We start from the raw sequence: 24,781 nt of genomic DNA, 5'->3' as shown, positions 1-24,781 counted from the left end.
TCCTTCCACCCTGCGGCTCACGGCGCGGGGAGGGCCCGGACCACGTCGGCCACGGCGCCGCCCACCTGGCCGGCCACCAGGGGGCCGCCGCGGGAGACCAGCGTGGCCGCGGCGCCGTGCAGCCACGAGCCGACGCTGGCGGCGTCGAACGGGTCGAGCCCCGCGGCGAGCAGCGCGCCGATGACGCCGCCGAGCACGTCGCCGGCGCCGGCCGTGGCCAGCCACGGGGTGCCGGTGGTGGTGGCCCGGGTGCGTCCGTCGGGGGTGCTGACCAGGGTGTGGCGGCCCTTGAGGAGCACCACGCAGCCGTAGCGGCGGGCGGCCTCCCGGGCGAAGTGCAGCGGGCGCGCCTCGATCTCGGCGCGGTCCTCGTCGAGCATCGCGGCGAGCTCGCCGGCGTGCGGGGTGAGCACCGCCGGGACGTCCAGCGGGCCGGTGAGGTGGTGCAGGGCGTCGGCGTCGACGAGGACCGGCAGCCGGTGCTCGCGGGCGTCGGCCAGCGCCTCGGCCAGCGTGGCGGCCGCGTCGTCGCCGGTCCCGGAGCCGACGACCCAGGCCTGGACCCGACCGGCCCCGACCACCTCGGGGTGCGCCTGCCGCACCCGGTCCGCGACGGCCGCGTCGCCGACGTACCGGACCATGCCGGCGAGCCCGCACGCGGCGCCGGCGACGCTGAGCAGCCCGGCGCCGGGGTAGGTCGCCGAGCCGGCGCGCACCCCCACGACGCCGCGGGTGTACTTGTGGGCGTCGTCGCTGGGGCGCGGCAGCAGCCGGGAGACGTCGGCGGCCTGGAGGCTCTCCACTCCCGGTGCCGGCAGGTCGAGGCCCAGGTCGACGAGGTGCACCGTGCCGGCGGCGCGGGCCGCGGGGTCGACGAGGTGGGCGGCCTTGTGGGTGCCGAAGGTGACGGTGAACGTGGCCCGCACGTGCGGCTGCGGGGCCTCGCCGGTGTCGACGTCGACGCCGCTGGGCACGTCGACCGCCACCACCGGCACGCCCTCGACCCGGGCCAGCGCCTCCTGCGCCGCGGGTCGCAGCCCGGGGCGCCCGCCGATGCCGACGATGCCGTCGACCACCACCTCGGGACGTGCCCCCCAACGAGTCCCCCAACGTGGCCCCGTCTGCACTCCTGCGGGCACAACCTGGCCCCCGGCGGCCCGCAGCGCCGCGAGACCCCCTGCGTGCACCTGGTCCGAGAGCAGCCACGCCTCCACCCCGGCCCCGCGCCGCGCCAGCAGCGCCCCGGCATGCAGCGCGTCGCCGCCGTTGTCCCCGGAGCCGACCAGCAGCAGCACCCGCCGGCCGTACGTCGACCCCAGCCAGTCCGCCACCGCCTGCGCCAGCCCGTGCGCCGCGCGCATCATCAGCGCGCCCTCCGGCAGCCGCGCCATCAGCGCCGCCTCCGCCGCCCGGACCTGCTCCACCGTGTGCGCCTGCCTCATGCCGCCCCAACCTAGTCCCGCCGGTCGTGCCCCTGGGGGTGACTCCTGGGTCACGCTCAGGGGCACGACCCGGTGCCTGTGGAAGACGCGCCCGCCGCAGCGGCGAACGGGGCACCCTCCTGGCATGCGACGAGGACCGGACGAGGCATGGCGCGCGCTCGCCCTCCGCCAGGAAGGGCTGCTGAGCCGGCGACAGCTGAGCGAGCTCGGGGTGGACCGGTGGGCGGTGCGCTCACAGGTGCGCGCCGAGCGGTGGACGCTGCGCACACCGATGGTCGTCTCGACCACCACCGGGCCGTTGAGTCGCGCTCAGGTGCGCTGGCTGGGAGTGCTGCACGCCGGGCCGGAGGCCCTGGTCGGCGACCTCAGCGCCGCCGAGGTGCACGGGCTCGAGCGCTGGCACCGCGACGACGTCACGATCGTGGTGCCGCAGGGCCTCGAGCTCGACGAGGACGTCGAGGGAGTGGTCTTCCGCCGCACCCGGCGCGCTCTGGGACCGATGTCCGCGTCCAGCCACCTGCCGGTGATGCGGCTCGAGCCGGCGGTGCTGCACTTCGCGGACTACCAGCACTCGCGGCGTACGGCGCAGGGAGTGCTGGCCGCCGTGGTCCAGCAGCAGCTGACCACCCCGGAGCGGTTGCACGAGTGGGTGCGCCGGATGCGGCCGCTGCGCTGGGCGGGGCTCTTGCGGACTGCGCTCGACGAGATCGAGGGCGGGGCCCGTTCGGTCTCCGAGCTCGACGTGGCCCGGCTGTGTCGCGAGCACGGGCTGACGCCGCCGCACCGGCAGGTACGTCGGCGCGGATCGGACGGGCGGCTGCGCTACACCGACTGCGAGTGGGATCTACCTGGCGGTGGCGTGCTGGTGCTGGAGATCGACGGCGCGTTCCACATGCACGCCGAGAACTGGGAGGACGACATCGCTCGGGAGCGCTCCCTGGTCTCCACCGACCGGATCGTGGTGCGCTGCACCGCCCGCGAGCTGCGCGAGGAGGCCTACCGGGTCGCCCACGACCTGCTGCGCCTGGGCGTCCTCCGCACCGGCACCGGGTCGTGCCCCTGAGGGTGACGCAGGAGTCACCCTCAGGGTCACGCCTCGAGGACCACCACGGCGGAGGCGATGCCGGCGTCGTGGGAGAGCGACAGGTGCAGGTGGGCGACGCCGAGGGCGTCGGCGCGGGCCAGCACGGTGCCGCGGATCTCGAGCAGCGGGCGGCCGGAGGACTCGTTGACGACCTCGCAGTCGTGCCACGCCATCCCGATGGGCGCGCCGAGGGCCTTGGCCAGCGCCTCCTTGGCGGCGAAGCGGGCCGCCAGCGACGCCAGCGGGCGGGTGGCCTCGGCGGGGGTGAAGAGGCGTTCGCGCAGGGCGGGGGTGCGCTCGAGGGACTCGGCGAACCGCTCGATGTCGCAGACGTCGATGCCGACGCCGATCACGGGCACGGCGCGCTCACTCGACCGTGACGGACTTGGCGAGGTTGCGCGGCTGGTCGACGTCGTGGCCCATCGCGGTGGCCAGCTCGCAGGCGAAGAGCTGCAGCGGCACCACCGCCACCAGCGGCTGGAGCAGCACCGGCACCTGGGGCAGGCGCACCAGCACGTCGGCGTACGACGCGATCGACTCGTCGCCGTCCTCGGCCAGGCAGATGGTGCGGGCGCCGCGGGCGCGGACCTCCTGGATGCCGCTGAGCATCTTGCCGTGCAGCTGGTCGCGCCCACGGGGCGGCACGACGCACCACACCGGCAGGTCCTGCTCGATGAGTGCGATGGGGCCGTGCTTGAGCTCCCCGGCGGCGAACCCCTCGGCGTGGATGTAGGCGAGCTCCTTGAGCTTCAGCGCGCCCTCGAGCGCGACCGGGTAGCCGGCGTGCCGGCCCAGGAACAGCACCGCACGGGTGTCGACGTGCTCGCGGGCCAGCTCGTAGACCTGCTCGGCGCGCGAGAGCACGGTCTCGATGTGCGCCGGCATCTCCTCGAGCTGGCTCACCACCTCGGCGATCTCGTCGCCGAAGCGGGTGCCCTTGACCTGCGCGAGGTAGAGCGCGAGCAGGTAGCAGGCGACCAGCTGGGTCAGGAACCCCTTGGTCGAGGCGACCCCGATCTCGGGGCCGGCGTGGGTGTAGATGACCGCGTCGGACTCGCGCGGGATGGTCGAGCCGTTGGTGTTGCAGATCGCGAGGACCTTCGAGCGCTGGGTGCGCGCGTGCCGGATCGCCTGCAGGGTGTCGGCGGTCTCGCCGGACTGGCTGATGGCGACGACGAGGGTGGAGTAGTCGAGGATCGGGTCGCGGTAGCGGAACTCCGAGGACAGCTCGACCTCGACCGGGATCCGGCACCAGTGCTCGATGGCGTACTTGGCGACCATGCCGGCGTAGAACGAGGTGCCGGCCGCGATGATGATGATCTTGTCGACGTCGCGCAGCTCCTGGTCCGAGAGCCGCATCTCGTCGAGGTGCAGCGCCCCCTCGCGCGTACGCCGCCCCAGCAGGGAGTCGGCCACGGCGCGGGGCTGCTCGAAGATCTCCTTGCGCATGAACCAGTCGTGACCGTCCTTCTCGGCCGCGGAGAGGTCCCAGTCGACGTGGTACTGCCGGCCCTGGGTCGGGGTGCCGTCGAAGCCGGTGACGCTGACGTCGTCGGCGGTGATCGTGACGACCTGGTCCTGGTCGAGCTCCAGCGCCTCGCGGGTGTGCTCGATGAACGCCGCGACGTCGGAGCCGAGGAAGTTCTCGCCCTCCCCCAGCCCGACGACCAGCGGGCTGTTGCGGCGCGCGGCGACGACCCTGGTGGGGTCCTCCGCCTCGATCGCGACGAGGGTGAAGGCGCCCTCGAGCCGGCTGCACACCCGCTGCATGGCGGTGGTCAGGTCGACCCCGGAGACGACCTGCAGCTCGAGCAGGTGCGCGACGACCTCGGTGTCGGTCTGGGAGTGCAGCTGGTGGCCGTCGGCCTCGAGACGGGCGCGCAGGTCGTCGAAGTTCTCGATGATCCCGTTGTGCACCATCGCGACCCTGCCGGTGGAGCCCAGGTGCGGGTGCGCGTTGACGTCGTTGGGCGCGCCGTGGGTGGCCCACCGGGTGTGCCCGATCCCGATCGTCGACGGCGGCAGCGGGTCCTGGTCGACGACCTGCTCGAGGTTGGCCAGCTTGCCGGCCTTCTTGCGGGTGGCCAGCACCCCGTCGGCGACCACCGCGATGCCGGCGGAGTCGTAGCCGCGGTACTCCATGCGCCGCAGTCCCTCGACCACGACCAGCTCCGAGGGGCGCTGCCCGACGTATCCCACGATCCCGCACATGGAGGGTGAGTCTATCGAGGAGCGGGGCCGCCGCCCCACCGCCGGCGCCGGTGCTGCAACAATCCTCGTCATGTCCTCGCACGGTCGGGGCCACCCCCAGGGCGGCCACGACGACAACGGCCGCGAGTCCTCGCCGTACATCGAGCTCAACCGGTCGGCCTGGGCCGCGCTCGCCGACTCCGGCATCGAGGATCCCCTCTCCGAGCGCGAGGTCGCCGAGCTCAGCGGTCTGGGCGACGAGCTCGACCTCGACGAGGTGCGCGAGGTCTACCTGCCGCTGTCGCGGCTGCTGAGCCTGTACGTCGAGTCGGCCGGCCAGCTGCACCGCCACCAGGAGGACTTCCTGCACCGGCGCACCCCGCCGCGCACCCCCTTCGTGATCGGGCTCGCGGGGTCGGTGGCGGTCGGGAAGTCGACCACGGCGCGGGTGCTGCAGCAGATGCTGGCGCACTGGCCCGAGCACCCCAACGTCGCGCTGGTGACCACCGACGGCTTCCTCTACCCCAACGCCGAGCTCGAGCGGCGCGGCATCCTGGACCGCAAGGGCTTCCCGGAGTCCTACGACCGCCGTGCGCTGCTGCGCTTCGTGGTCGACATCAAGTCGGGCTGCGACGAGGTGCTGGCCCCGACCTACTCCCACCTGGTCTACGACGTGGTGCCCGACGAGAAGGTCGTGATCAAGCGGCCCGACATCGTCATCATCGAGGGTCTCAACGTCCTGCAGCCCCCGCGCGTCCGCGAGGACGGCACCGCCGGCCTGGTGCTCTCGGACTTCTTCGACTTCAGCGTCTACGTCGACGCCGGGCGCGACAAGATCCGCCAGTGGTACGTCGACCGGTTCCTGCGGCTGCGCAAGACCGCGTTCCGCGACCCGGGCTCGTACTTCGCGAAGTACGGCGCGCTCAGCGAGGACGAGGCGGTCGCCGAGGCGGAGCGGATCTGGGACACCATCAACGGCCCCAACCTGGTGCAGAACGTGCTCCCGACCCGCTCCCGCGCCAACCTGGTGCTGCGCAAGGACATCGACCACTCGGTGCGCTACGTGCGGCTGCGCAAGCTCTAGGCCGGACGCAGGCTCGCCAGCAGCCGCTCGGCCTCCGCGTCGCCCAGCGCGTCGGGCACAGCGACGTCGCGCACCAGCACCAGGCTGGCGGTCCAGCCGCCGGTGTCGAGGCTGACCACGCTGGTGCGCACCCGGGCCGCCTCGCAGGCGCTCGGCTCCGCGATGCGCAGGGTGAAGTCGGAGCGCACCGCCGCGGCGCCGTCGGCGAGCTCGACGTCGCGGGTGCGCACCCGCGACGTCTCGTGGACGGTGCCGGTGCGGCTGTCGAAGGCGATGGCCGCGCGCCACTGCTGCGCCACCGCCCGGCTCGTGCGCCGCGCGCCCAGGCGTGACACCCGCCCGAAGCCGGCGACCGCCCGGTTGGAGGGGCGGTGGGCGGCGCCGGCACGGTCGCAGAAGCCGTCGCGGTAGACCGCAGCACCGTCGAGGGCGGCGCTGATCCGCCCCTCCGCGTCGGTGTAGAAGACCGAGGTGCCCGGCGGGCGCAACGACCAGTCGCCGCTGAAGTCGAAGGCGGCCGCACCCGGCCCCAGGTCGCGCACCACCGGGGTGCCAGCCGTCGCCTCCCCGGCGGTCGGCCCTGCGGGTCCGTCGCCGGGCCGGGCGACCCAGCCGGCGACGACGACGCCACCGGTGACCAGCACGAGCGCGCTGGTCAGGACCGCGAGCGCCACCAGCGGCCACGGCAGCCGGTCGGCGCGGGTCCCCATGGCTGGGGTCTACCCCGCGCCGCCGACGCTCACACTCAGCGCACGTCGTTGCGGGTGGACCGCCACCAGCCGACCGCGCCGAGCAGGGCGACGTATGCCAGCAGCACCAGGGCGCCGGCCCAGCGGGACAGCAGGTCCCCGCCGCCGAAGCCGCTGAAGATGCTGGCACCGACGACCGCGTCGGCGGCGGCGCCCGGCAGGTAGGCCGCCACCCCGGAGACCCCCTCGAACGCGGCGAGCGAGACCCGGGCGACCGGCTCGACGAACTGGGTGAAGGCGAGGACCACCACGATCGCGGCGACCTGGTTGGTCAGCACCGCCCCGAAGGCGGCGCCTAGCACCGCCCACAGCGCGGTGACGACGACGCCGAGGAGCAGCGTCTGCCAGACCCGGCCGCTGTCGAGGTGGGCGCCCTGGCCCTGCCAGGCCAGCACCGGGGCCGCGGTGGCGACCAGGCCGAGGGTGCCGACGACGCCCAGGAACAGACCCACGGGCACGGTGCCGAGGAGCTTGGCCAGCAGCACCACCCCGCGGCGCGGCTCGGCGAGGTAGGTCTGGTCGATGGTGCCGTGCCGGTGCTCGCTGGTGACGGCCAGGGTGCCGACGACCAGCGGGAACACGTAGCCGATGGCGTTGATGACGCCGTACGTCGACAGCGCGGCGTCGATGCCGACCAGCGGCGGCGCGCTCTCGCCCGGCGGGGTGACGGTGATGCTGAGCGCCAGGACGCCCCCGATGAAGGCCAGGTAGACCGCCATCACCAGGGCGAGGATCCACCACATGCGGGTGCTGACGAGCTTGCGGTGCTCGGCCACGAACGCGCTGGCCACCCGGGAGGCGACCGACCGGGAGGCGGCGGGGCTGGAGGCTGGGCTGCTCATGCGACCACCTCCTGCCGGGTCCCGGCCTGCTCGACGAGGTGGAAGAACACGTCCTCGAGGTCGGTGCCCTGCGAGGTCAGCTGGTGCAGCTCGAGCCCGGCGGCGTGGGCGAGCGCCCCGACCTGGGCGGCAGGCACGCCGCTGACCACGAGGCCGCGTCCCTGCGGCCCCGAGGGTTCCGCGTCCCAGCCGGCCGAGGCGAGCGCGGCGGCGAGGCCCTCGGGGTCGGCGGACTCGACGTAGGTGCGGGCCTCCGCCAGCTCGGCGAGGCCCTCCAGGGTCGAGGCGTGCACCAGGCGTCCGTGGGCGATGACGACCACGTCGTCGACGGTGTGCTGCACCTCGCCGAGCACGTGGCTGGAGACCAGGACCGTGCGGCCCTCGGCGGCGAAGTGGCGCAGCAGGCCGCGCAGCCACTTGATGCCCTCGGGGTCCAGCCCGTTGGCGGGCTCGTCGAGCACCAGCACCGGCGGGTCGGCGAGCAGGGCGGTGGCCAGACCGAGGCGCTGGCGCATGCCCAGCGAGAACCCGCCGACGCGACGGTCGGCACTCTCGTCGAGCCCGACCATCACCAGCACCTCGCGGCAGCGCGCGCGGTGGGCGCCGACCTGCGGCGCGTAGGCCTCCAGGTGGCCCAGCGCGGTGCGCCCGGGGTGGAAGCCCGGCTCCAGCGCAGCGCCCACGACGGCGCCCGGCACCGCCAGGTCGGCGTACGCCGAGTCCCCCACCAGCGCACGGCCGGTGGTGGGCCTGGTCAGGCCCAGCAGCATCCGCAGCGTGGTGGTCTTGCCCGAGCCGTTGGGGCCCAGGAATCCGGTGACCCGGCCCGGCGCGACCGTGAAGGAGAGGTCCTCCACCGCCTGCACCGCACCGAACCTCTTGCCCAGTCCCTCGAGGACCAGCGGGGGTGCGTCGATCATGCACCCACCTAATCAAGTCAGGGTGCTTACATACCCACCGGGGTACGCGCGACGGGCGCTCAGGCCAGCGCGAGCCGCTCGCGCACGACGTCGGCGAGCCGGTCGGCGACGTCCTGGGCCTGCTGCTGGGTGGGGGCCTCGACCATCACCCGCACCAGGGACTCGGTGCCGGAGGGGCGCAGCAGGACGCGGCCGGAACCGGCCATCGCGGCCTCCTCGCGCTCCACTGCGGCGACGAGCACGTCGTCGTGCGTACGCGACTTGTCGACGTCGGGGACGTTGACCAGCACCTGGGGCAGGCGGGTCACGACACCGGCGAGGTCGGCCAGGGAGCGGCCGGTGGCCGCCATCCGGGCCGCCACGTGCAGCGTCGCGAGCAGGCCGTCGCCGGTGGTGGCGTGGCGGCTCATGATCACGTGGCCGGACTGCTCGCCGCCGAGCACGAAGCCCGAGGCGCCCATCTGCTCCAGCACGTAGCGGTCACCGACCTTGGTGAGCGCCACCTTGATGCCGGCGGCCTCCATGGCCTGCACGAACCCGAGGTTGCTCATCACCGTCGCCACGACGGTGGAGTCGACCAGGGAACCGTCCTCGAGACCGGCCAGCGCCAGGATCGCCAGCACCTGGTCGCCGTCGACGACCTCACCGGCGGCGTCCACCGCGAGCATCCGGTCGGCGTCGCCGTCGAGGGCGAAGCCGGCGTCGGCGCCGTGCTCGAGCACCGCTCGGCGCAGCGGCTCCAGGTGGGTGGACCCGCAGCCGTCGTTGATGTTGAGCCCGTCGGGAGCGGCGTGGATGGCGACCACGGTGGCCCCGGCCGCCTGCAGCGCACGCGGCCCGGCGTCGTACGCCGCACCCTCGGCGCAGTCGAGCACGATCCGCAGCCCCGTGAGCGGGCCGGCCCCGGGGGCGCCCGGGGAGGTGGCCAGCGTGGAGACGAGGTGGTCGGCGTAGCGCTGCACGGCCTCGGGGTGCGAGCGCACCCGGCCGACCGCGGCACCGGTGGGCAGCGCCTCGTCGGCGTGCATCCGCTGCTCGATCTGCTCCTCGAGGGCGTCGTCGAGCTTGCGCCCGCCGCGGGCGAAGAACTTGATGCCGTTGTCGGGCATCGGGTTGTGCGAGGCGGAGATCATCACGCCCAGGTCGGCGTCCAGGACGTCGGTCAGGTGCGCGACCCCGGGGGTCGGCAGCACGCCGACGAGCTCGACGTCGACGCCGGCGGAGGCCAGGCCGGCCACGACCGCGGCCTCGAGGAACTCACCGGAGATGCGGGTGTCGCGACCCACGACGGCCCGGGGGCGGTGGCCCTCGAACTCGCCGGCGTCGGCCAGCACGCGCGCCGCGGCAACGGAAAGGTCCAGGGCCAGGCCAGCGGTGAGTACACCGTTGGCCCGACCCCGGACCCCGTCCGTGCCGAAGAGGCGTGTCACAGAAGTGCTCACGCGACCTCGTTGATCAGCGCTTGCTGAACTGCGGCGCCTTGCGGGCCTTCTTCAGACCGGCCTTCTTGCGCTCGATGACGCGGGCGTCACGAGTCAGGAGACCGTCCTTCTTCAGGATCGCGCGGTTGGCGTCGACGTCGATCGCGTTCAGCGACCGGGCCACGCCCAGGCGCAGCGCGCCGGCCTGGCCGGTGATGCCGCCGCCGTGGATGCGGGCGATGACGTCGAAGCGACCCTCGAGCTGCAGCGCAGCGAAGGGCTCGTTGACGACCTGCTGGTGCAGCTTGTTCGGGAAGTAGGAGTCCAGGGCGCGACCGTTGACGGTCCACACTCCGGTGCCCGGCACGATGCGCACGCGCGCCACGGCCTGCTTGCGACGGCCGGTGGCCGCGCCAGGCGCGATGGTCGCGGGACGCTCGGCGACAGCCTCGGCACTCGGGGTGCTCTCGGAGCTGTAGGCAACGCCCTGCTCGTCGGGGGTGAAGGTCTCCTCGACCTCGCCGGTGTTCTCGGTCTTCTCGTTCTCGGTGGTCTCAGCCACGATGTTCCTCACTCAGTCTTTCTCGACGACGACGATTACTGGGAGATCTGGCTGATCTCGAACGGGACGGCCTGCTGGGCCTGGTGCGGGTGCGAGGGACCCGAGTACACCTTGAGCTTTTTCAGCACCTGACGGCCCAGCTTGTTCTTGGGCAGCATGCCCCACACGGCCATCTCGATCGCGCGGCGGGCGTCCTTCTCGAGGACCTCACCGATCGGCGTCGCGGACAGGCCACCGGGGAAGCCGGAGTGGCGGTAGGCCATCTTCTTGGTCGCCTTGTCGCCGGAGAGCGACACCTTCTCGGCGTTGATGATGATGACGAAGTCGCCGGTGTCGGCGTGAGGGGCGAACATCGGCTTGTGCTTGCCACGGATGAGGGTGGCGGCCTGGACGGCGAGGCGTCCGAGGCGGACGTCGGTGGCGTCGATGATGTGCCACTCGCGCTGGATGTCCCCAGGCTTCGGGCTGTAGGTACGCACGGCTGATCTACTCTCTTCGTTCGTTGGTCCCCGTCGAGCTGCTCGACGGGGTGGTGGAGCACGGCCTCTGACGAACACGGCCCGGGTCGCACCGACCAACCCCGACCACGGTGGGTCTGGATGGGGCTCGGCTCACGTCCGGATCAGCACCCCGACGAGGACGTCGGGACGCGGCAGGGGTCGCGACAGCCCAGACTACGGGCGGGCCCGACGTACGGCCAAATGCGAGGGCCGGGGGCCCCGGGGCGCTCGAGGCGCGGGACGTCGGGTTCACGTTCGTCGCGAACGCGGACTACAGTCGCGAAGCGTGACCGATTCTCTGACAGTCCGTGACAACCGCACCGGACAGGAGTACGACGTCCCGATCCTCGACGGCTCCATCAAGGCCGCCGACATCGGGAAGATCAAGGCTGACGACGAGACGCCCGGCCTGGCCGTCTACGACCCCGGCTTCGTCAACACCGCCTCCTGCCGCAGCTCCGTGACCTACATCGACGGGGAGAAGGGGATCCTGGAGTACCGCGGGTACCCCATCGAGCAGCTCGCCGAGAAGTCGAGCTTCCTCGAGGTCTCCTACCTGCTGATCCACGGCGCGCTCCCGACCAAGGCCGAGTACGACACGTGGGTGCACGAGATCACCTACCACACGTTCGTGCACGAGAACGTGAAGACGTTCATGCAGGGCTTCCGCTACGACGCGCACCCGATGGGGATGCTGATGGCGTCGGTGGGGGCCCTGTCGACGTTCTACCCCGACGCGCGCAACATCTCCGACCCGCAGAACCGCCACATGCAGATCGTGCGGATGATCGCGAAGATGCCGACCCTGGGCGCCTGGTCCTTCCGGCACGCGCAGGGCAAGCCCTACATCTACCCCGACAACGACCTCTCCTACACCGCCAACTTCCTCTCGATGCTCTTCAAGATGAGCGAGTCGAAGTTCGAGGTCGACGAGCGTCTGGTCAAGGCCCTCGACATCCTCTTCATCCTGCACGCCGACCACGAGCAGAACTGCTCCACCAATGCGGTGCGCTCGGTCGGCTCCTCGCAGGTCGACCCGTACTCCGCCGTCGCGGCGGGCATCGGCGCGCTCTACGGCCCGCTGCACGGCGGCGCCAACGAGGCGGTGCTGCGGATGCTGCGGCGCATCGGGTCGAAGGAGAACATCCCGGCCTTCATCGAGGGCGTCAAGAACGGCAACGAGAAGCTGATGGGCTTCGGCCACCGGGTCTACAAGAACCACGACCCGCGCGCCACGATCATCAAGAAGGCCTGCGACGACGTCTTCGAGGTCACCGGGGTCAACCCGCTCCTCGAGATCGCCAAGGAGCTCGAGAAGATCGCGCTCGAGGACGAGTACTTCATCAGCCGCAAGCTCTACCCGAACGTGGACTTCTACTCCGGCCTCATCTACGAGGCCTTCCAGTTCCCGCCCGAGATGTTCACCGTGCTCTTCGCCATCGGGCGCACGCCCGGCTGGCTCGCGCAGTGGATCGAGCTGGTGCAGGACAAGGAGCAGAAGATCGCTCGCCCCAAGCAGATCTACACCGGTGAGCGTCAGCTGCAGTTCACCCCGGCCTCGGAGCGGTGGGCCTGAGCACCTCCCCCGGTCCCGTCGCGACCCCGGTCCCCCACGTGGGGGCCGGGGTCGTGTGGGACCTGGGCAACGTGCTGATCGACTGGGACGCCTCCCGGGCCATCGCCGCCGGGGTCGGCGAGGACGAGGCCGCCCGGTTCCTGGGTGCCGACGACTTCGACTTCCGCGCCTACAACCACGGCCCCGACTCCGGGATGACCTGGGACGAGGCCGAGGCCGCGGTCGCCCGCAGCCACCCGCACTGGCTGGCGCACGCCCGCGCCTACCGGGCGCACTTCCCCGCCTCCCTGGTCGGTGAGGTGCCCGGGACCCCCGAGCTGGTCCGCGCGCTGCACGCCGGCGGCGTACCGCAGTGGGGGCTGACGAACTGGTCGCACGAGCTCTACCCGCACGCACCGCGGATGTTCGAGGTCCTCGCCCTGCTCGAGGACGTCGTCGTCTCCGGCACCGAGGGCCTGGCCAAGCCGGACCCGCGGGTCTACGAGCTGCTCGTGGCGCGCACCGGGCGGGCGCTGGGCGAGCTGGTCTTCGTCGACGACCGGCCCGAGAACGTCGACGCGGCCGTCGCGCTGGGCATGACCGGCCTCGTGTTCACCGACGCCGAGGCGCTGCGCGTCGACCTGGCCGGGCTCGGGCTGCCGCTCTGAGCCGCTGCGGATTCCCCGGGTACCCGGGGAATCCGTAGGCGTTGGGGTGGTGCATCACCCCAACGCCTACGGGATCACCCCAACGCCTGCGGCCCCACGCCTCTTCGGGGCCGTCAGACGGCGCGGTCGCGCCCCTCCCAGTACGGCGCCCGCAGCTCGCGCTTGAGGATCTTGCCGGTCGGGTTGCGCGGCAGCGCCTCCAGGACGTCGATGGTCTTGGGGCACTTGAAGTGCGCCAGGTGCTCGCGGCAGTAGGCGATGATCTCCTGCTCGGTGGCGCTCTCGCCCTCCTTGAGCGCCACGACGGCCTTGACCGACTCGCCCCAGGTGTCGTCGGGGATGCCGATGACCGCGACCTCCATCACCGCCGGGTGCTCGGCGAGCACCCGCTCGACCTCGGGGCTGTAGATGTTCTCGCCGCCGCTGATGATCATGTCCTTGAGCCGGTCCTCCACGAACACGTAGCCCTCGGCGTCGACCTTGCCCATGTCGCCGGTGCGGAACCAGCCGTCGGGGGTGATGACCTCCGCGGTCGCCTCCGGCTTGCCGAGGTAGCCCTGGAACAGCTGCGGGGTGCGCAGCCAGATCTCCCCGGCAGAGCCGGTCGGCTGGTCCTCGAGGGTGGCCGGGTCGACGATGCGCACCTCCATCTCCGGCAGCGCCCGCCCCGCCGAGACCAGCCGCTCGGGGTGGCCGTCGGCGACCGCGGTGCGGTGCTCCTCAGGCATCAGGTGGGTGGCCACGCCGGAGACCTCGGTGAGCCCGTAGACCTGCATGAAGTCGGTGTCGGGCCAGGCCTCCATCGCCGCGCGCAGCAGCGGCGGCGGCATCGGCGCGGCGCCGTACGTGTAGGTCTTGAGGGCCCCGAAGAGCTTGATCGCGTCGGGCCCGGACTGCAGCACCTGGGCGAGCACCGCCGGCACCAGGAAGGTCCGGTTGGCGCCGGCCAGGATCGCGCCGGCCAGCGACGCGCCGTCGGGGTCGCGGGTCATCACGCTGGGGATGCCGTCGTGGATGCCGAAGAGCACGTACGACGACCCGCCGACGTGGAAGAGCGGCATCGCGACCATCGACTTGTCGCCGGGCTCGAATCCCCAGCCGTCGTGGGCGTTGGTCGTGTGGGCGACCATGTTGGCGTGGCTGAGCATCACGCCCTTGGGGTGGCCGGTGGTGCCCGAGGAGTACATGACCAGGCAGGTGTCGCCCGGGTCGACGTCGGCGGCGCGCCCGGTCGGGGTCGCCTCGGCGAGGCGGCGCTCGTAGTCGTCGGACTCGAGGCCGCCGTCGGGCGTCACCTCGATGACGTGCTCGACCCGGGTCAGCCGGTCGCGGATCTGCTCGACCTGACCCATCAGCTCGCTGCCGACCAGCAGCACCGTCGCCCCCGAGTCGTTGACGGCGTAGTCGATCTCCTCCCCGGCGAGGCGGAAGTTGATGATCGCGTTGGCCGCGCCCAGCGCGCCCGCGGCCATGCTCAGCTCCACGCAGGCCGGGTGGTTCTTGTCGAGGAAGGCCACCACGTCGCCGCGCCCGACCCCGAGGCCGGCCAGCATCCCGGTGCAGCGGCGTACGCGATCGTCGAGCTCGGCCCAGGTCCAGGTGCGCGCGAGGTAGGTCATCGCCTCGGCGTCGGGGGTGGTCGCGGCCCAGTGGGCGAGGCGGTCGTCGACGAAGCGCGGGGTCGGGCCGGGGGTCGCCCCGGGCTGGGCCTGCTGGTTCTCGGGGCTGGTGGCCGGGGTCGGCGTGGCAGTCATGCGCCGAGTGTGACCGAGGGCACAGGCGCGCTCAAGGACTTCGCGAAGTTCGCTCATTCTTGCCTCGTCCCCAGGCCCGTCTCAGGCGACTCACAGCCGCGGTAGGCACCATGGGCACATGAACGAGACGCCGTCGGACGCCCCGCAGCCCCCGCACGACCCGCAGCACGACCCGTACCGCGACACCACGGCGTACGACCTGGGGCCCCAGCCCAGCTGGAACCCGGGCGGTACGCCGGCACCGGCAGCGGCTCCGCCGGCCCGTGGGCGCAAGGGGTTCGCAGCGGCGGTGGTGGCGGCCTCGCTGGTGGTCGGCGGGGTGGCCGGGTTCGGCGGGGCGGCCGCGTGGAGCGCCTTCGACGGCGAGGGCGGCAGCAGCCAGGACAGCCCGGCCGTGCAGACCTCGGAGGTCGTGGACACCCCCGAGGCCGGTGCCGAACCGGGATCGGTGCAGCAGGTCGCGGCCGACGTCCTGCCCTCGGTCGTGCGCATCGACGTGCGCAGCGGGCAGGAGGGTGGCTCCGGGTCCGGGATCGTGCTGTCCTCGGACGGGCAGATCCTGACGAACGAGCACGTGATCGCCGCGGCGGGTGACGGCGCCGAGATCACCGTCTCCTTCGACGACGGCTCGCGGGCGGCGGCCACGGTGCTCGGCTCCGACCCGCTCACCGACACCGCGGTCATCCAGGCCGAGGGCGTCGAGGGCCTGACCCCGGCCACGATCGGGAAGTCCGAGGACCTCCGGGTCGGCCAGGCGGTCGTCGCGATCGGCTCGCCCTTCGGGCTCGACGCGACCGTGACCAGCGGCATCGTCAGCGCCCTGGACCGCCCCGTGGGCGTGGGCAGCAACGAGGACGGCGACGCGACCATCTACCCCGCGGTGCAGACCGACGCCGCGATCAACCCCGGCAACAGCGGCGGCCCCCTGGTGGACATGAACGGTCACGTCGTCGGCATCAACTCCTCCATCCGGACGGCGGGCTCGAGCGGCTCGCCCTTCGGCGAGTCCTCGCAGGGCGGGTCCATCGGGCTGGGCTTCTCGATCCCGATCGACGAGGTGATGGGGGTCGTGGAGCAGATGGCGGCCGGCGAGACGCCGACGCACGCCCGGCTGGGCATCTCGGTGAGCGACGTCGCGCTCCGCGGCGGCTCCGACGAGTCGTCGTCGGGCGCCGACGTCGTCCAGGGTGCGCTGGTGCGCGAGGTCGGCGACGGCTCGACCGCCGCCGACGCGGGCCTGCAGAAGGACGACGTGATCACCAAGGTCGACGACACGATGATCGTCAGCTCCGACTCCCTGGTGGCCACCATCCGCTCCTACCGCCCCGGCGACAGCGTGACGATCACCTACGTGCGCGGCGGTGACGAGGACACCGTCGAGCTGGTCCTGGACTCCGACGCCACCTCCTGACCGTCCGCCGGTCTCGCCTCAGACGCGCCGCTCGAAGGTGCCGAGGCGCTCGACCGGGCGGTAGCCCAGCGCGTCGTTGACCGCCACCATGTGCGTGTTCGAGTCGGCGTTCCAGGTCCGCACCGAGTGCAGGTCGGCGACGTGCTCCTGCAGGAGCAGCAGCGTCGCGGTCTTCACCGCCGAGCCGAGACGTCGACCCCGGTGCTCGCGGCGTATGACGGTGCCCCACTGGTAGGCCTTGCCGGGCTCGTGCTCGGTGGTGACGATCTCGGTGTAGCCGGCCACCTGGCCGTCCGCGGTGAGCGCGACGCTCGCGTAGCGGGTGCGGGCCTGGCGCGCCAGCATGTCCTCCTCCTCCCGGAGCAGGGCGACGTCGCCGGTCTCGGCCTCCACGCTCAGGCTGCCCACGGGCGCCTCCGTGGACAGGCTGGCGGTGATCGCCGCCCACTGCTCGGCGAGCTCGTCGGGCACCCGGCCCACGAAGGAGCGCAGCGGGTACGCCGCATGGTGCGGCGCCGCCTGCGCGGCCAGGTCGTGCAGCCGCTCGGCAGCGACCGGGAGGTCGAGCACCCGCAGCACCTCGGTCAGGCCCAGCTCGAAGCCGTGTCGGCGCAGCAGGGCGGGACCGGCCCGGCCCGCCCCGTCGACCGGTGCGTCCCACTCCCAGGAGGTCTCGGCGGTGACCACGTCGCGCCCGCGGGACGCGGCCTGCCGGAGCAGGTGGGCCAGCATCGTCGACCCGTGGCCGCGGCCCCGGTGGTCGGGCCCGACGTCGAGGGACACCTGCGCCTGGGCGAGGTTGTCCAGCAAGGGGGTCGCGAGGTAGCCCGAGGCGACCGGCACCTCGTCGACACGACCCAGGAACGCCCCCGCCCACCGCTTGCTGCCCTGGGCCTGCATCTGCGGCCGCATCTCCCCCAGGGTCCAGGCGGTGACCGCGGCCGGCTCGCGCACGTGCCGCTGGGAGGACAGGTAGACCGCGTGCCACGCCTCGAACGTGTCGTCGTCGAAGGGGTCGACCGCCTCGATGCGCAGCTCGCCCGTCCCGCTGGGGGCGGTCATCGCGCCCGGACCACCCGGCCCTCGTCCCAGACCGGTCCGGGTGACTCGTAGACCTCCCCGTCGGCGCCGTAGACGAGGAACCGGTCGAAGCCGCGGGCGAACCACCGGTCGTGGGTGACGGCCAGGACCGTGCCCTCGAAGGCCTCGAGTCCCTCCTCCAGCGCCTCGGCCGACTGCACGTCGAGGTTGTCGGTGGGCTCGTCGAGCAGCAGCAGCGTGGCGCCGGAGAGCTCCAGCAGCAGGATCTGGAAGCGGGCCTGCTGGCCGCCCGAGAGCGAGTCGAAGGTCTGCTCGCCGGCGTGCGCCAGCTCGTAGCGGTCCAGCACCCGCGCGGCCTGCTCGCGACCCAGGCCGCCGCGCCCGCCGGGGTGGCCGTCGCCGCGGTGCAGGATGTCGAGCAGGGTGCGCCCCACCAGCTCGGGGTGCTCGTGGGTCTGCACGAACCAGCCGGGTCGCACCCGGGCGCCGAGCTTGGCCTTGCCGGTGTGCGGCACCGGCTTCACCGGGACCTCCGACACGGGGCGGTGCTCGACGTCGGGGTCGCTGCCGCCGGCGGCCAGCAGCCGCAGGAAGTGCGACTTGCCGGAGCCGTTCGAGCCCAGCACGGCCACCCGCTCGCCGTACCAGACCTCGAGGTCGAAGGGCTTCATCAGCCCGGTGAGCTCCAGGTCCTCGCAGACCACGGCGCGCTTGCCGGTGCGCCCGCCCTTGAGACGCATCGAGACCTGCTGCTCGCGCGGCTGCTCGAGGGGCGGGCCGGCCTCCTCGAACTTGCGCAGACGGGTCTGCGAGGCGCGGTACTGGCTCGACATGCCGTCGTTGTACTCGGCCTTGATCTTGAGCCGCAGGACCAGCGCCTTGAGCTTGGCGTGCTCCTCGTCCCAGCGCTTGCGCTGCTCCTCGAAGCGCGCGAAGCGGTCGGTGCGCGCCTGGTGGTACGACGCGAAGCCGCCGGGGTGCGTCCACACCCGGTTGCCCGCGGCGCCGAGCTCGACGGTCACGACCCGGGTCGCGGTGTTGTCGAGCAGCTCGCGGTCGTGGCTGATCATCAGCACCGTCTTGTCGGACTCGCGGATGCGGCCCTCGAGCCAGATCTTGCCGGGCACGTCGAGGTAGTTGTCGGGCTCGTCGAGCAGCAGCACCTGGTCGGGGCCGCGCAGCAGGAACTCCAGGACCAGCCGCTTCTGCTCGCCGCCGCTCAGCGTCGTCAGCTCGCGGTACTTGGCGCGGTCGTAGGAGAAGCCCAGCGCGGCGGTGGCGCACACGTCCCAGGTGACCTCGACGTCGTACCCGCCGGCGTCGGCGTACTCCCCCAGCGCCTCGGCGTAGCGCATCTGGGTCGCCTCGTCGTCGGACTCCATCAGCGCCAGCTCGAGCCGCTCGACCTCCGCGGCCGCCTCGCGCACCCGCGGCGGGGCGACGCTGAGCAGCAGGTCGGCGACGGTGGCGCCCTCGCGCAGCCCGGCCTTGACGTCCTGGCGCATCACGCCGAGGCCGCCGGAGCGGGTCACGGCGCCGGCGTGCGGGGCCAGGTCGCCGGTGATGATGCGCAGCAGCGTCGTCTTGCCCGCGCCGTTCGCGCCGACCAGCGCGACCTTGGCGCCCTCACCGACCCGGAACGCCACCTCGTCGAGCAGCACCCGCCCGTCGGGGAGCTCGTACCTGACACCGGCGACATCCACATGACCCACGTCAGCGATTGTCCGTGATCAGCGCGCCGGGGTCACTTTCTTTGTCCTGCGGCCTGTCTGGGTCGTGGTCCGGGTCGTGTGTCCCAGGACGCGCCAGGGCGCGTCGAGGGACCACGAGTCAGGCCACGACCCAAGCCACGACCCAGGGCGCGACTCCTCAGGCGGAGGGCAGGTCCGGCACCCACTCGACGCTGCCGCGGTCGGTCAGCGCCCAGGTGCCGGGGCGGGGGGCGAGGAGCAGGCCGTCATCGGCCAGCTGCTTGCGGGCGGTGCGGGCCGCGGTGCGCCAACGGACCTCACCGGTCGGCCCGGTCTCGAGGTCGCCGGGGCGCAGCACGTCGCCGAGGCGCTGCTCGAGGTCGCTGAGCAGGTCATCGGCCTCGGCCTGGCCGCCGGCCTCCTGGAGCATCTTGACGATCCAGGGCTTGAAGTCGGCCTGTGGGGTGCGGCGGCGCGGACGCGCGGGGGCGGCGGGCGCGGCCGGGCTCGTCGAGGAGCCGGACGCCGCGGGCGTCGTACGTCGTCGGGTCACCGGGGAGGCCTTCGGTGGCGCCTTCTTGACCGGTGGCGGTGGCTCCACCGGGGCGGGCATCCCGTGCACGCAGGTCGAGAGAGGGAGTTCGCACAGGTCGCAGAAGTCGGTGGAGCTCACGCCTCGACCGTACCCACGCACCCCCGGGTCAGCGGAAGGGCCCCCGCATGCTTCATCGGCCGGCCGATGAAACTCCTGGGTGGACGATGAAGTTTCGTCGTCCACCCGTCAGGTTCATCGGCCGGCCGATGAACCTCCAGGCCAGCCGAGCGACCTCACCGGCGCCGCAACCGGACGAGCACCTCGTGGTGGGTGGTCTGGGGGAACATGTCGAGCAGCCTCGCCGTGACGACGTCGTACGACGGCAGGGCGGCCAGGTCGCGGGCCAGCGTGGTGGCGTTGCAGCTGGAGTAGAGGACCTCACCGACCTCGGAGGACTCCAGCCACCCGGTGAGCTGCGGGCCGATGCCGCGTCGCGGTGGGTTGACCACGACGAGGTCCGGGTGCGACGCGGCGGGCTGCTCCAGGGCCCAGGCGGTCGCGTCGGCGGCGACGAAGCGGGCGTCGGCGAGCCCCGCCTCGGCGGCCGACTGCTGCGCCGAGGCGACGGCCTCGGGCGAGATCTCGACGCCGGTGACCGCGCGCCCCGGGGCGGCGAGGGCGAGCGCGAAGCCGCCGACGCCGCCGTACAGGTCCCACACCGAGGCGGGCCCGATCTCGGCGGCCCAGGCCCGAGCCTGCTCGTAGAGGGCGGTGGCGACGAGGGTGTTGGTCTGGAAGAACGACTGCGGCCGCAGGTGCAGCCGCAGCCCGGCGCCGCCCGGCAGGTCGACCGGCAGCTCCATCGGCAGCTCCATCGGCAGTGTCGCGCGCTCGGTGAGCACGATCTCGCGCTCGCCCTCCAGCACCGCCTTGTGCTCGGGCTGGATGTTGACCGAGGCCACCGCCACCGGCAGCCGCTCGCACAGCCACGCCAGGTGCTTGCGCAGCCGCGCCTCGGGCTCGGTCGAGCGCAGCACCCAGCGCACCATCAGCTCGCCGCCGGGCGCGCGGGTGACCAGCAGGTGCTTGAGCTCGCCGCGGCGCGTCGTGACGTCGTACGGCGCCAGCCGCGCGCGGCTCACGTGCTCGGCCAGGACCGGTAGCGCGTCGTGCAGACCGGGCTCGTGCAGGCCGCAGTGCCGCAGGTCGGTGCCGCCCCCGCGGGGGTCGAGGATGCCCAGGGTCGGGGCGTCGACGGTGCCGGCGACGACCATCTTCGCCTTGTTGCGGAACCCCTCCTCGGGTCCGGTGACCGGAGGCAGCCAGGTCAACGGCGCCCGGCGCGCCGGCCCCCGCCCGGCCAGCGCCGGCGCGAGCAGGTCGGCGACGAGCCGCTGCTTCTCCGCGACCTGGTCGGAGTAGGCCCGACCCATCCACGTGCACGAGCGGCACGCGCCGGCGTCGAAGTAGTCGCACTGCACGACCGAGGAGCCTACGGGGCGGGTGGCCCAGGGGTGAGTCCGGCGCCCGTAGGGTCTATGCCGACGTTCGACCGTCGGACGACCAGGAGGGAACCACCATGTTCAACATCATCGGACTGCTCGTCGTCGGGCTCATCATCGGAGCACTGGCGCGACTGATCAAGCCGGGCAAGCAGTCGCTGAGCATCCTGGCGACGCTGGTGCTCGGCGTCGTCGGCGCCCTCATCGGCGGCATCGCCGCCAGCGCCCTCGGCACCGGGGACATCTTCGAGCTCAACATCCTCGGCTTCGTCATCGCCGTGGTCGCCGCTGTGCTGCTGATCGGTGTCGCGGAGGGCATGTCCTCGAAGGGCAAGGCTCGCGTCTGACCCACGGGTCGCACGCTCGACGAGCGTCGGTGAGGAGAAGCTCCTCGTCGGCGCTCGTCGTCATTTCGCCGGTGCCGCGACCTCAGGGGGTCGAGGTGTCGGCGCCGGCCGAGGGGCTCGCGCTCCCGCTGGCGCTCTGACCGGCACTCGCGCTGGCGCTCGAGCTGCTGCTGGGGCTGCTGGACGCGGTGGGGCTCTTTGTGGGGCTCGCGGTCGCCCATGCACTGGCACTCTTCGTGGGGCTCGCCGTCGCGCTCGGGGTGGACGAGGTCGACGGGCTCCTGGTGGGGCTCTGCGAAGGACTCTTCGTCGGGCTCTGCGTCGCGCTGGGGCTCGGGGAGGCCTCGGGCGTCGACGCGCCGGCCACGGTGAGCCAGGGCGAGCGGCCCTCGAGACGTCCCGGCGCGGCGGGCAGGGTCACCGACCAGCGCCCGGCCGCGTCGGCGGGCAGGTCGAAGCGGTAGCCGCCCAGCGGCCCGACCGCGGCGGTCGCGACGCGCCGCCAGGCCCCGTCGTCGAGGCGCCACAGCACCGCCTCGCTGCCCGGCGCGGCCGGGGTGACGGCGCCGGTGATCGCGCGCTCGGTGCCGGTGCCGACCAGGTCGGCGCTGACGCCCCCGACGACCTGCACCGTGAACGGCGCGGAGACGCTGCCCTCGGCCATCGGTCGGTCGGCGAAGCGCCAGCGGTAGGTGGTGCCGGTGACGGGGGCGACGGCCACGCTCGGGCTGGTGCCGTCGACGTCGACGACCTGCGCCACCTCCCACGTCGAGGAGCCGGCCGCGCGTGACTCGAGCATCATGGTGACCCCGCTCAGCGGCGCCCCGGTGCTGTCGACCAGGGTGCCGCCCAGGTCGAGGTCCTGCCCGGCGACCACGCGGCGTACGGGCGGGGCGAGCATGCGCGTCGAGGTGGCCAGGCCCTCGAGGTCGTAGGTGGTGGCGGTGCCGGCGGTGTCCAGGTGCAGGGCGTCCATCGCGAACTCGTGGCCGTCGCAGCCCAGGCCGGTCATCACGAACCCGGCGCCGTCGCCGCGGTGCCGCACGACCATGTCGGCCAGCGTCCCGACGGGCGCGGGCCTGGTGCCGGCCGCCACCGGGACGGGCGCCTGGGCGTGCATGTCCCACTTGCTCCACGAGTAGGTCAGGTCGGTGGCCTCGATGCGGGTCCAGGTCCCGGCCGGCACGACGACGTCGGCCCGCCCGAACCAGACCAGGCCGGTGCGACGGTCGGCGGGCTCCTGGTAGCCGGCGTAGACGACACCGGTGGTGCCGTCGGCGGCGTACGCCGTCAGGCCGGCCGACTCGGTCAGGGCGACGGAGGAGACGAAGCTCAGCGCGCCCACGGCGTTGCCGCCGGCGAGGTCGTAGCGCAGGCTGCGCTCGCCCGCGGGCGCGGCGCCGGGGCCCACCCCGATCATCGCCTGCGGTGTCTCGGGGGCCCGGTCGTAGATGTTCTGGCAGCCCACGAAGCCCAGCCGCATCGCCCGCCCCTCGGGGAAGGCGAGGCCGCGCACCACGACGGTGCCGGACCCCTCGGCGCCGGCGCCCGCTGCGACCGGGGCGGGGGCGGCGGGGGCGGCGACGGCACCGGCCGCGAGCACCAGGCAGGCGGCAGCGCCGGATGCCGCCACGCTCCTCAGACCGCCAGCCCGCATGCATTCGCTCCGCTCTCCAGCGGGGCCCGAAGGCCCGCAGGAGAACTGTAGGCCGGACCCGGGCATCCGACCATGGGGTTGGCCGACTTCACCTGTTCGGAGGATTCCGGCGCGCACCGATGACGTCGACCGCCGGGGCTGGTCGGATGAGGTGACCCCCTCGAGACCAGGAGCCAGCCATGCCCGTCCACCTGAACCCCTACCTCACCCTCGCCGGGACGGCCCGGGAGGCGATGACCTTCTACCGGTCGGTGCTCGGCGGCGAGCTGGAGCTGATGTCGTACGGCGACATGGGCGCCGAGGGCGACCTCGCCGACAAGATCATGCACGCGAGCCTGACCACGCCCGACGGGTTGGCGCTGATGGCCTCCGACGTCGCGCCGGGCGAGGTGGTCGAGCACGGCAGCACCGTGCGCATCAGCCTCTCCGGCGACGACGAGCCGACGCTGCGCGGCTGGTTCGACGCGCTGGCCGAGGGCGGCGAGGTGCACGTGCCGATGGAGATGCAGCCCTGGGGCGACATGTTCGGCCAGTGCGCCGACCGGTTCGGGATCATCTGGCTCGTCAACGCTGCCGTTGGTGACCAAACGGCATGAATCCGGCCTTCTTGATGCCGTTTGGTCACCAACGGCGTCAGGAACAGCGCCCGCAACCGGGGGTGGGCTCCAGCAGCCGGGGCCGTCAGGCGGTGCCGCGGTAGCCGTCGATCCACCGCCGGTCGATGCGCCGCTTGAGCCGCAGGGCGCCGCGCCCGCCCCACCACCAGCGTCCTCGGACGGCGAGCCCGAGCCCGTCGCCGAGGTCGAGCACGGAGAGCCAGTGCCGCGGCGGGACGTAGACGTGCCCCGCGGTGCTCTCGCCCCGGCCCCGGGCCTCCAGGGCGGCCAGCAGCACCGGCGCCTGGCGCACCCCGTGGACGCCGACGCGGGGCAGCGGCCCGGGGGTGAAGAACGCGCAGTCGCCGACGGCGTACACGTCGTCGTGGTCGACGTGCTGGAGGGTGGCGCGCACAGGGATGCCGCGCGCGTCCCCGAGGCGGAGGCGCTCGAGCAGCGGCGGCGCGTCGAGGCCGGCGGCGAGGACGGCGAGGTCGTGCTCGAAAACCTGGCCGTCCGCGAGGGTCACGCTGGTGGCCTCCAGGCGGGTGACCTGACGGTCGGTGAGCACCTCCACACCCCGCGCGGCGAGCAGCCGGTCGACGTAGCGCCGCGCCCCCGGCGGCAGGCCCGCCCCCACCCGGTCGGCGCCGTCGACGAGCCGCACCCGGGCGACCCCGTCACGCACGGCGAGCTGGGCAGCGAGCTCGAGGCCCGAGCTGCCGCCGCCGATCACGCTGACCGTCGCGGCGGCGTGCGCGGGCAGCCGGTCGACCAGGGTCTGCAGCCGCGCCAACGGCTTCACCGCGACGACGTCCTCGCCGACGGGCCCGCCGCCCCCGGCGGTGACCGAGCCGATCCCGATCGACACGACGTCGTAGGTCACCTGCTCCCCCGTCGCGCTCGTCGCGATCCGCGCCCCGGTGTCGAGGTCGCCCAGCAGGCTCTCGAGGTGTCGTACGCCGCTCCGGGCCGCCAGCGCGGCCACGTCGAGGCGGCCGTCGCTCACCGGCAGCGCCCCGGTGGCGACCGCCGAGGCGACCCCGCTGTAGTCGAACCAGCGTGGCGCGAGCAGCACGACGTCCCAGCCGGCCGCCCGGAGCCGGTCGGCGTGGCGCAGGAGGTGCAGGTGGGCGTGGCCGGCACCGACGAGCAGCAGCGTCTGGGTCCCGGGCACGCGGTGAGCCTAGCCAGGCCACCCCCGGGCCGGATCTGTGCTTCGCTGGCCCG

23 protein-coding genes are annotated in these 24,781 nt (G+C 73.3%); 7 read left to right on the top strand and 16 right to left on the bottom strand.

The genetic code is table 11. The annotated features are described in order from the left end of the window. Window positions 1–17 precede the first annotated feature (17 nt). Window positions 18–1,442 carry a bifunctional ADP-dependent NAD(P)H-hydrate dehydratase/NAD(P)H-hydrate epimerase gene (locus I601_RS09700; RefSeq protein WP_068108802.1) on the bottom strand — a complete coding sequence of 475 codons (1,425 nt, stop codon included), beginning with the start codon at window positions 1,440–1,442 and terminating at the stop codon, window positions 18–20. Between the two features lie 124 nt (window positions 1,443–1,566). Between I601_RS09700 and I601_RS09695 the strand changes: the two genes are divergently transcribed. After that, window positions 1,567–2,505 (top strand): hypothetical protein, encoded by a 939-nt coding sequence (locus tag I601_RS09695; RefSeq protein WP_068108799.1) that lies wholly within the window; start codon window positions 1,567–1,569, stop codon window positions 2,503–2,505. A gap of 26 nt (window positions 2,506–2,531) precedes the next feature. On the opposite strand, the gene I601_RS09690 is transcribed toward I601_RS09695, so the two are convergent. After that, window positions 2,532–2,885 (bottom strand): holo-ACP synthase, encoded by a 354-nt coding sequence (locus I601_RS09690; RefSeq protein ID WP_068108797.1) that lies wholly within the window; start codon window positions 2,883–2,885, stop codon window positions 2,532–2,534. Window positions 2,886–2,892: 7 nt separating this feature from the next. Further along, window positions 2,893–4,737: a glutamine--fructose-6-phosphate transaminase (isomerizing) gene (gene glmS / locus I601_RS09685; protein ID WP_068108794.1), complete on the bottom strand. Its 1,845-nt coding sequence runs from the start codon at window positions 4,735–4,737 to the stop codon at window positions 2,893–2,895. A gap of 70 nt (window positions 4,738–4,807) precedes the next feature. Between glmS and coaA the strand changes: the two genes are divergently transcribed. Beyond that, window positions 4,808–5,800 (top strand): type I pantothenate kinase, encoded by a 993-nt coding sequence (gene coaA / locus I601_RS09680; RefSeq protein ID WP_068108791.1) that lies wholly within the window; start codon window positions 4,808–4,810, stop codon window positions 5,798–5,800. Here coaA and I601_RS09675 read toward each other — a convergent pair. The 6 genes from I601_RS09675 to rplM are packed head-to-tail and all read right to left on the bottom strand — an operon-like array spanning window position 5,797 to window position 10,773. Continuing rightward, window positions 5,797–6,510 carry a DUF8017 domain-containing protein gene (locus tag I601_RS09675; RefSeq protein ID WP_068108787.1) on the bottom strand — a complete coding sequence of 238 codons (714 nt, stop codon included), beginning with the start codon at window positions 6,508–6,510 and terminating at the stop codon, window positions 5,797–5,799. The genes coaA and I601_RS09675 overlap by 4 nt on opposite strands. Window positions 6,511–6,545: 35 nt before the next feature. Then, window positions 6,546–7,391, bottom strand: a complete 846-nt coding sequence (locus tag I601_RS09670) for an ABC transporter permease (RefSeq protein ID WP_237089600.1) — start codon at window positions 7,389–7,391, stop codon at window positions 6,546–6,548. Further along, the gene (locus I601_RS09665; protein ID WP_218917781.1) at window positions 7,388–8,311 is read right to left on the bottom strand and encodes an ATP-binding cassette domain-containing protein; all 924 of its coding nucleotides are present in this window, start codon (window positions 8,309–8,311) and stop codon (window positions 7,388–7,390) included. The genes I601_RS09670 and I601_RS09665 overlap by 4 nt, the downstream gene beginning before the upstream one ends. 59 nt (window positions 8,312–8,370) lie before the next feature. Next, a complete protein-coding gene (gene glmM, locus I601_RS09660) occupies window positions 8,371–9,741 on the bottom strand; it encodes a phosphoglucosamine mutase (protein ID WP_068108784.1) in 1,371 nt (456 codons plus the stop codon). 25 nt (window positions 9,742–9,766) lie between these two features. Next, window positions 9,767–10,294 (bottom strand): 30S ribosomal protein S9, encoded by a 528-nt coding sequence (rpsI, locus tag I601_RS09655; protein WP_068108781.1) that lies wholly within the window; start codon window positions 10,292–10,294, stop codon window positions 9,767–9,769. Between the two features lie 35 nt (window positions 10,295–10,329). Then, window positions 10,330–10,773 (bottom strand): 50S ribosomal protein L13, encoded by a 444-nt coding sequence (rplM, locus tag I601_RS09650; protein ID WP_068108778.1) that lies wholly within the window; start codon window positions 10,771–10,773, stop codon window positions 10,330–10,332. Window positions 10,774–11,080: 307 nt separating this feature from the next. Between rplM and I601_RS09645 the strand changes: the two genes are divergently transcribed. Together I601_RS09645 and I601_RS09640 are read left to right on the top strand one after the other, a co-directional pair. Continuing rightward, entirely contained in the window at window positions 11,081–12,370 is a 1,290-nt protein-coding gene (locus I601_RS09645) for a citrate synthase (protein ID WP_084527404.1), read from the top strand. Beyond that, on the top strand, window positions 12,361–13,017 hold the full coding sequence (locus tag I601_RS09640; protein ID WP_237089599.1) for an HAD family hydrolase: 657 nt from the start codon (window positions 12,361–12,363) through the stop codon (window positions 13,015–13,017). Before I601_RS09645 ends, I601_RS09640 begins: the two co-directional genes overlap by 10 nt. A 113-nt stretch (window positions 13,018–13,130) precedes the next feature. Here I601_RS09640 and I601_RS09635 read toward each other — a convergent pair whose 3' ends face one another. Next, window positions 13,131–14,771 carry a long-chain-fatty-acid--CoA ligase gene (locus I601_RS09635; RefSeq protein ID WP_084527402.1) on the bottom strand — a complete coding sequence of 547 codons (1,641 nt, stop codon included), beginning with the start codon at window positions 14,769–14,771 and terminating at the stop codon, window positions 13,131–13,133. A 118-nt stretch (window positions 14,772–14,889) separates the two neighbouring features. Here I601_RS09635 and I601_RS09630 point away from each other — a divergent pair, with 118 nt between their 5' ends. After that, complete coding sequence (locus I601_RS09630) at window positions 14,890–16,182, top strand: S1C family serine protease (RefSeq protein ID WP_068108775.1); 1,293 nt, start codon at window positions 14,890–14,892, stop codon at window positions 16,180–16,182. 18 nt (window positions 16,183–16,200) lie between these two features. Here the strand turns inward: I601_RS09630 and I601_RS09625 are convergent, their stop codons facing one another. The 4 genes from I601_RS09625 to rlmC form a co-directional block, all read right to left on the bottom strand. Then, window positions 16,201–17,244, bottom strand: a complete 1,044-nt coding sequence (locus tag I601_RS09625; RefSeq protein ID WP_068108772.1) for a GNAT family N-acetyltransferase — start codon at window positions 17,242–17,244, stop codon at window positions 16,201–16,203. After that, entirely contained in the window at window positions 17,241–18,935 is a 1,695-nt protein-coding gene (locus tag I601_RS09620) for an ABC-F family ATP-binding cassette domain-containing protein (protein WP_068108769.1), read from the bottom strand. Before I601_RS09620 ends, I601_RS09625 begins: the two co-directional genes overlap by 4 nt. A gap of 157 nt (window positions 18,936–19,092) precedes the next feature. Continuing rightward, complete coding sequence (locus tag I601_RS09615) at window positions 19,093–19,587, bottom strand: hypothetical protein (protein WP_068108766.1); 495 nt, start codon at window positions 19,585–19,587, stop codon at window positions 19,093–19,095. Between the two features lie 155 nt (window positions 19,588–19,742). Continuing rightward, window positions 19,743–20,930: a 23S rRNA (uracil(747)-C(5))-methyltransferase RlmC gene (rlmC, locus tag I601_RS09610; RefSeq protein WP_068108762.1), complete on the bottom strand. Its 1,188-nt coding sequence runs from the start codon at window positions 20,928–20,930 to the stop codon at window positions 19,743–19,745. A 98-nt stretch (window positions 20,931–21,028) separates the two neighbouring features. Between rlmC and I601_RS09605 the strand changes: the two genes are divergently transcribed. Further along, window positions 21,029–21,298, top strand: a complete 270-nt coding sequence (locus tag I601_RS09605) for a GlsB/YeaQ/YmgE family stress response membrane protein (protein ID WP_237089598.1) — start codon at window positions 21,029–21,031, stop codon at window positions 21,296–21,298. An 82-nt stretch (window positions 21,299–21,380) separates the two neighbouring features. On the opposite strand, the gene I601_RS09600 is transcribed toward I601_RS09605, so the two are convergent. Continuing rightward, a complete protein-coding gene (locus tag I601_RS09600) occupies window positions 21,381–22,931 on the bottom strand; it encodes a hypothetical protein (RefSeq protein ID WP_157520015.1) in 1,551 nt (516 codons plus the stop codon). Window positions 22,932–23,134: 203 nt separating this feature from the next. Between I601_RS09600 and I601_RS09595 the strand changes: the two genes are divergently transcribed. After that, window positions 23,135–23,551 carry a VOC family protein gene (locus tag I601_RS09595; RefSeq protein ID WP_068108758.1) on the top strand — a complete coding sequence of 139 codons (417 nt, stop codon included), beginning with the start codon at window positions 23,135–23,137 and terminating at the stop codon, window positions 23,549–23,551. 85 nt (window positions 23,552–23,636) lie between these two features. On the opposite strand, the gene I601_RS09590 is transcribed toward I601_RS09595, so the two are convergent. After that, window positions 23,637–24,728, bottom strand: a complete 1,092-nt coding sequence (locus I601_RS09590) for an NAD(P)/FAD-dependent oxidoreductase (protein WP_068108755.1) — start codon at window positions 24,726–24,728, stop codon at window positions 23,637–23,639. Window positions 24,729–24,781: the final 53 nt, after the last annotated feature.

Source organism: Nocardioides dokdonensis FR1436 (assembly GCF_001653335.1).
Lineage (GTDB): Bacteria > Actinomycetota > Actinomycetes > Propionibacteriales > Nocardioidaceae > Nocardioides > Nocardioides dokdonensis.
This window is presented reverse-complemented; position numbering and strand designations above follow the sequence as displayed.

Bases quoted from the DNA above. Each gene is read 5' to 3' on its own strand.
- I601_RS09635 (WP_084527402.1), bottom strand. From the start codon at position 14,771: ATGACTGCCACGCCGACCCCGGCCACCAGCCCCGAGAACCAGCAGGCC.
- I601_RS09625 (WP_068108772.1), bottom strand. From the start codon at position 17,244: ATGACCGCCCCCAGCGGGACGGGCGAGCTGCGCATCGAGGCGGTCGAC.
- I601_RS09630 (WP_068108775.1), top strand. From the start codon at position 14,890: ATGAACGAGACGCCGTCGGACGCCCCGCAGCCCCCGCACGACCCGCAG.
- I601_RS09670 (WP_237089600.1), bottom strand. From the start codon at position 7,391: ATGAGCAGCCCAGCCTCCAGCCCCGCCGCCTCCCGGTCGGTCGCCTCC.
- I601_RS09605 (WP_237089598.1), top strand. From the start codon at position 21,029: ATGTTCAACATCATCGGACTGCTCGTCGTCGGGCTCATCATCGGAGCA.
- I601_RS09665 (WP_218917781.1), bottom strand. From the start codon at position 8,311: ATGATCGACGCACCCCCGCTGGTCCTCGAGGGACTGGGCAAGAGGTTC.
- I601_RS09595 (WP_068108758.1), top strand. From the start codon at position 23,135: ATGCCCGTCCACCTGAACCCCTACCTCACCCTCGCCGGGACGGCCCGG.
- I601_RS09695 (WP_068108799.1), top strand. From the start codon at position 1,567: ATGCGACGAGGACCGGACGAGGCATGGCGCGCGCTCGCCCTCCGCCAG.
- I601_RS09675 (WP_068108787.1), bottom strand. From the start codon at position 6,510: ATGGGGACCCGCGCCGACCGGCTGCCGTGGCCGCTGGTGGCGCTCGCG.
- glmS (WP_068108794.1), bottom strand. From the start codon at position 4,737: ATGTGCGGGATCGTGGGATACGTCGGGCAGCGCCCCTCGGAGCTGGTC.
- I601_RS09700 (WP_068108802.1), bottom strand. From the start codon at position 1,442: ATGAGGCAGGCGCACACGGTGGAGCAGGTCCGGGCGGCGGAGGCGGCG.
- coaA (WP_068108791.1), top strand. From the start codon at position 4,808: ATGTCCTCGCACGGTCGGGGCCACCCCCAGGGCGGCCACGACGACAAC.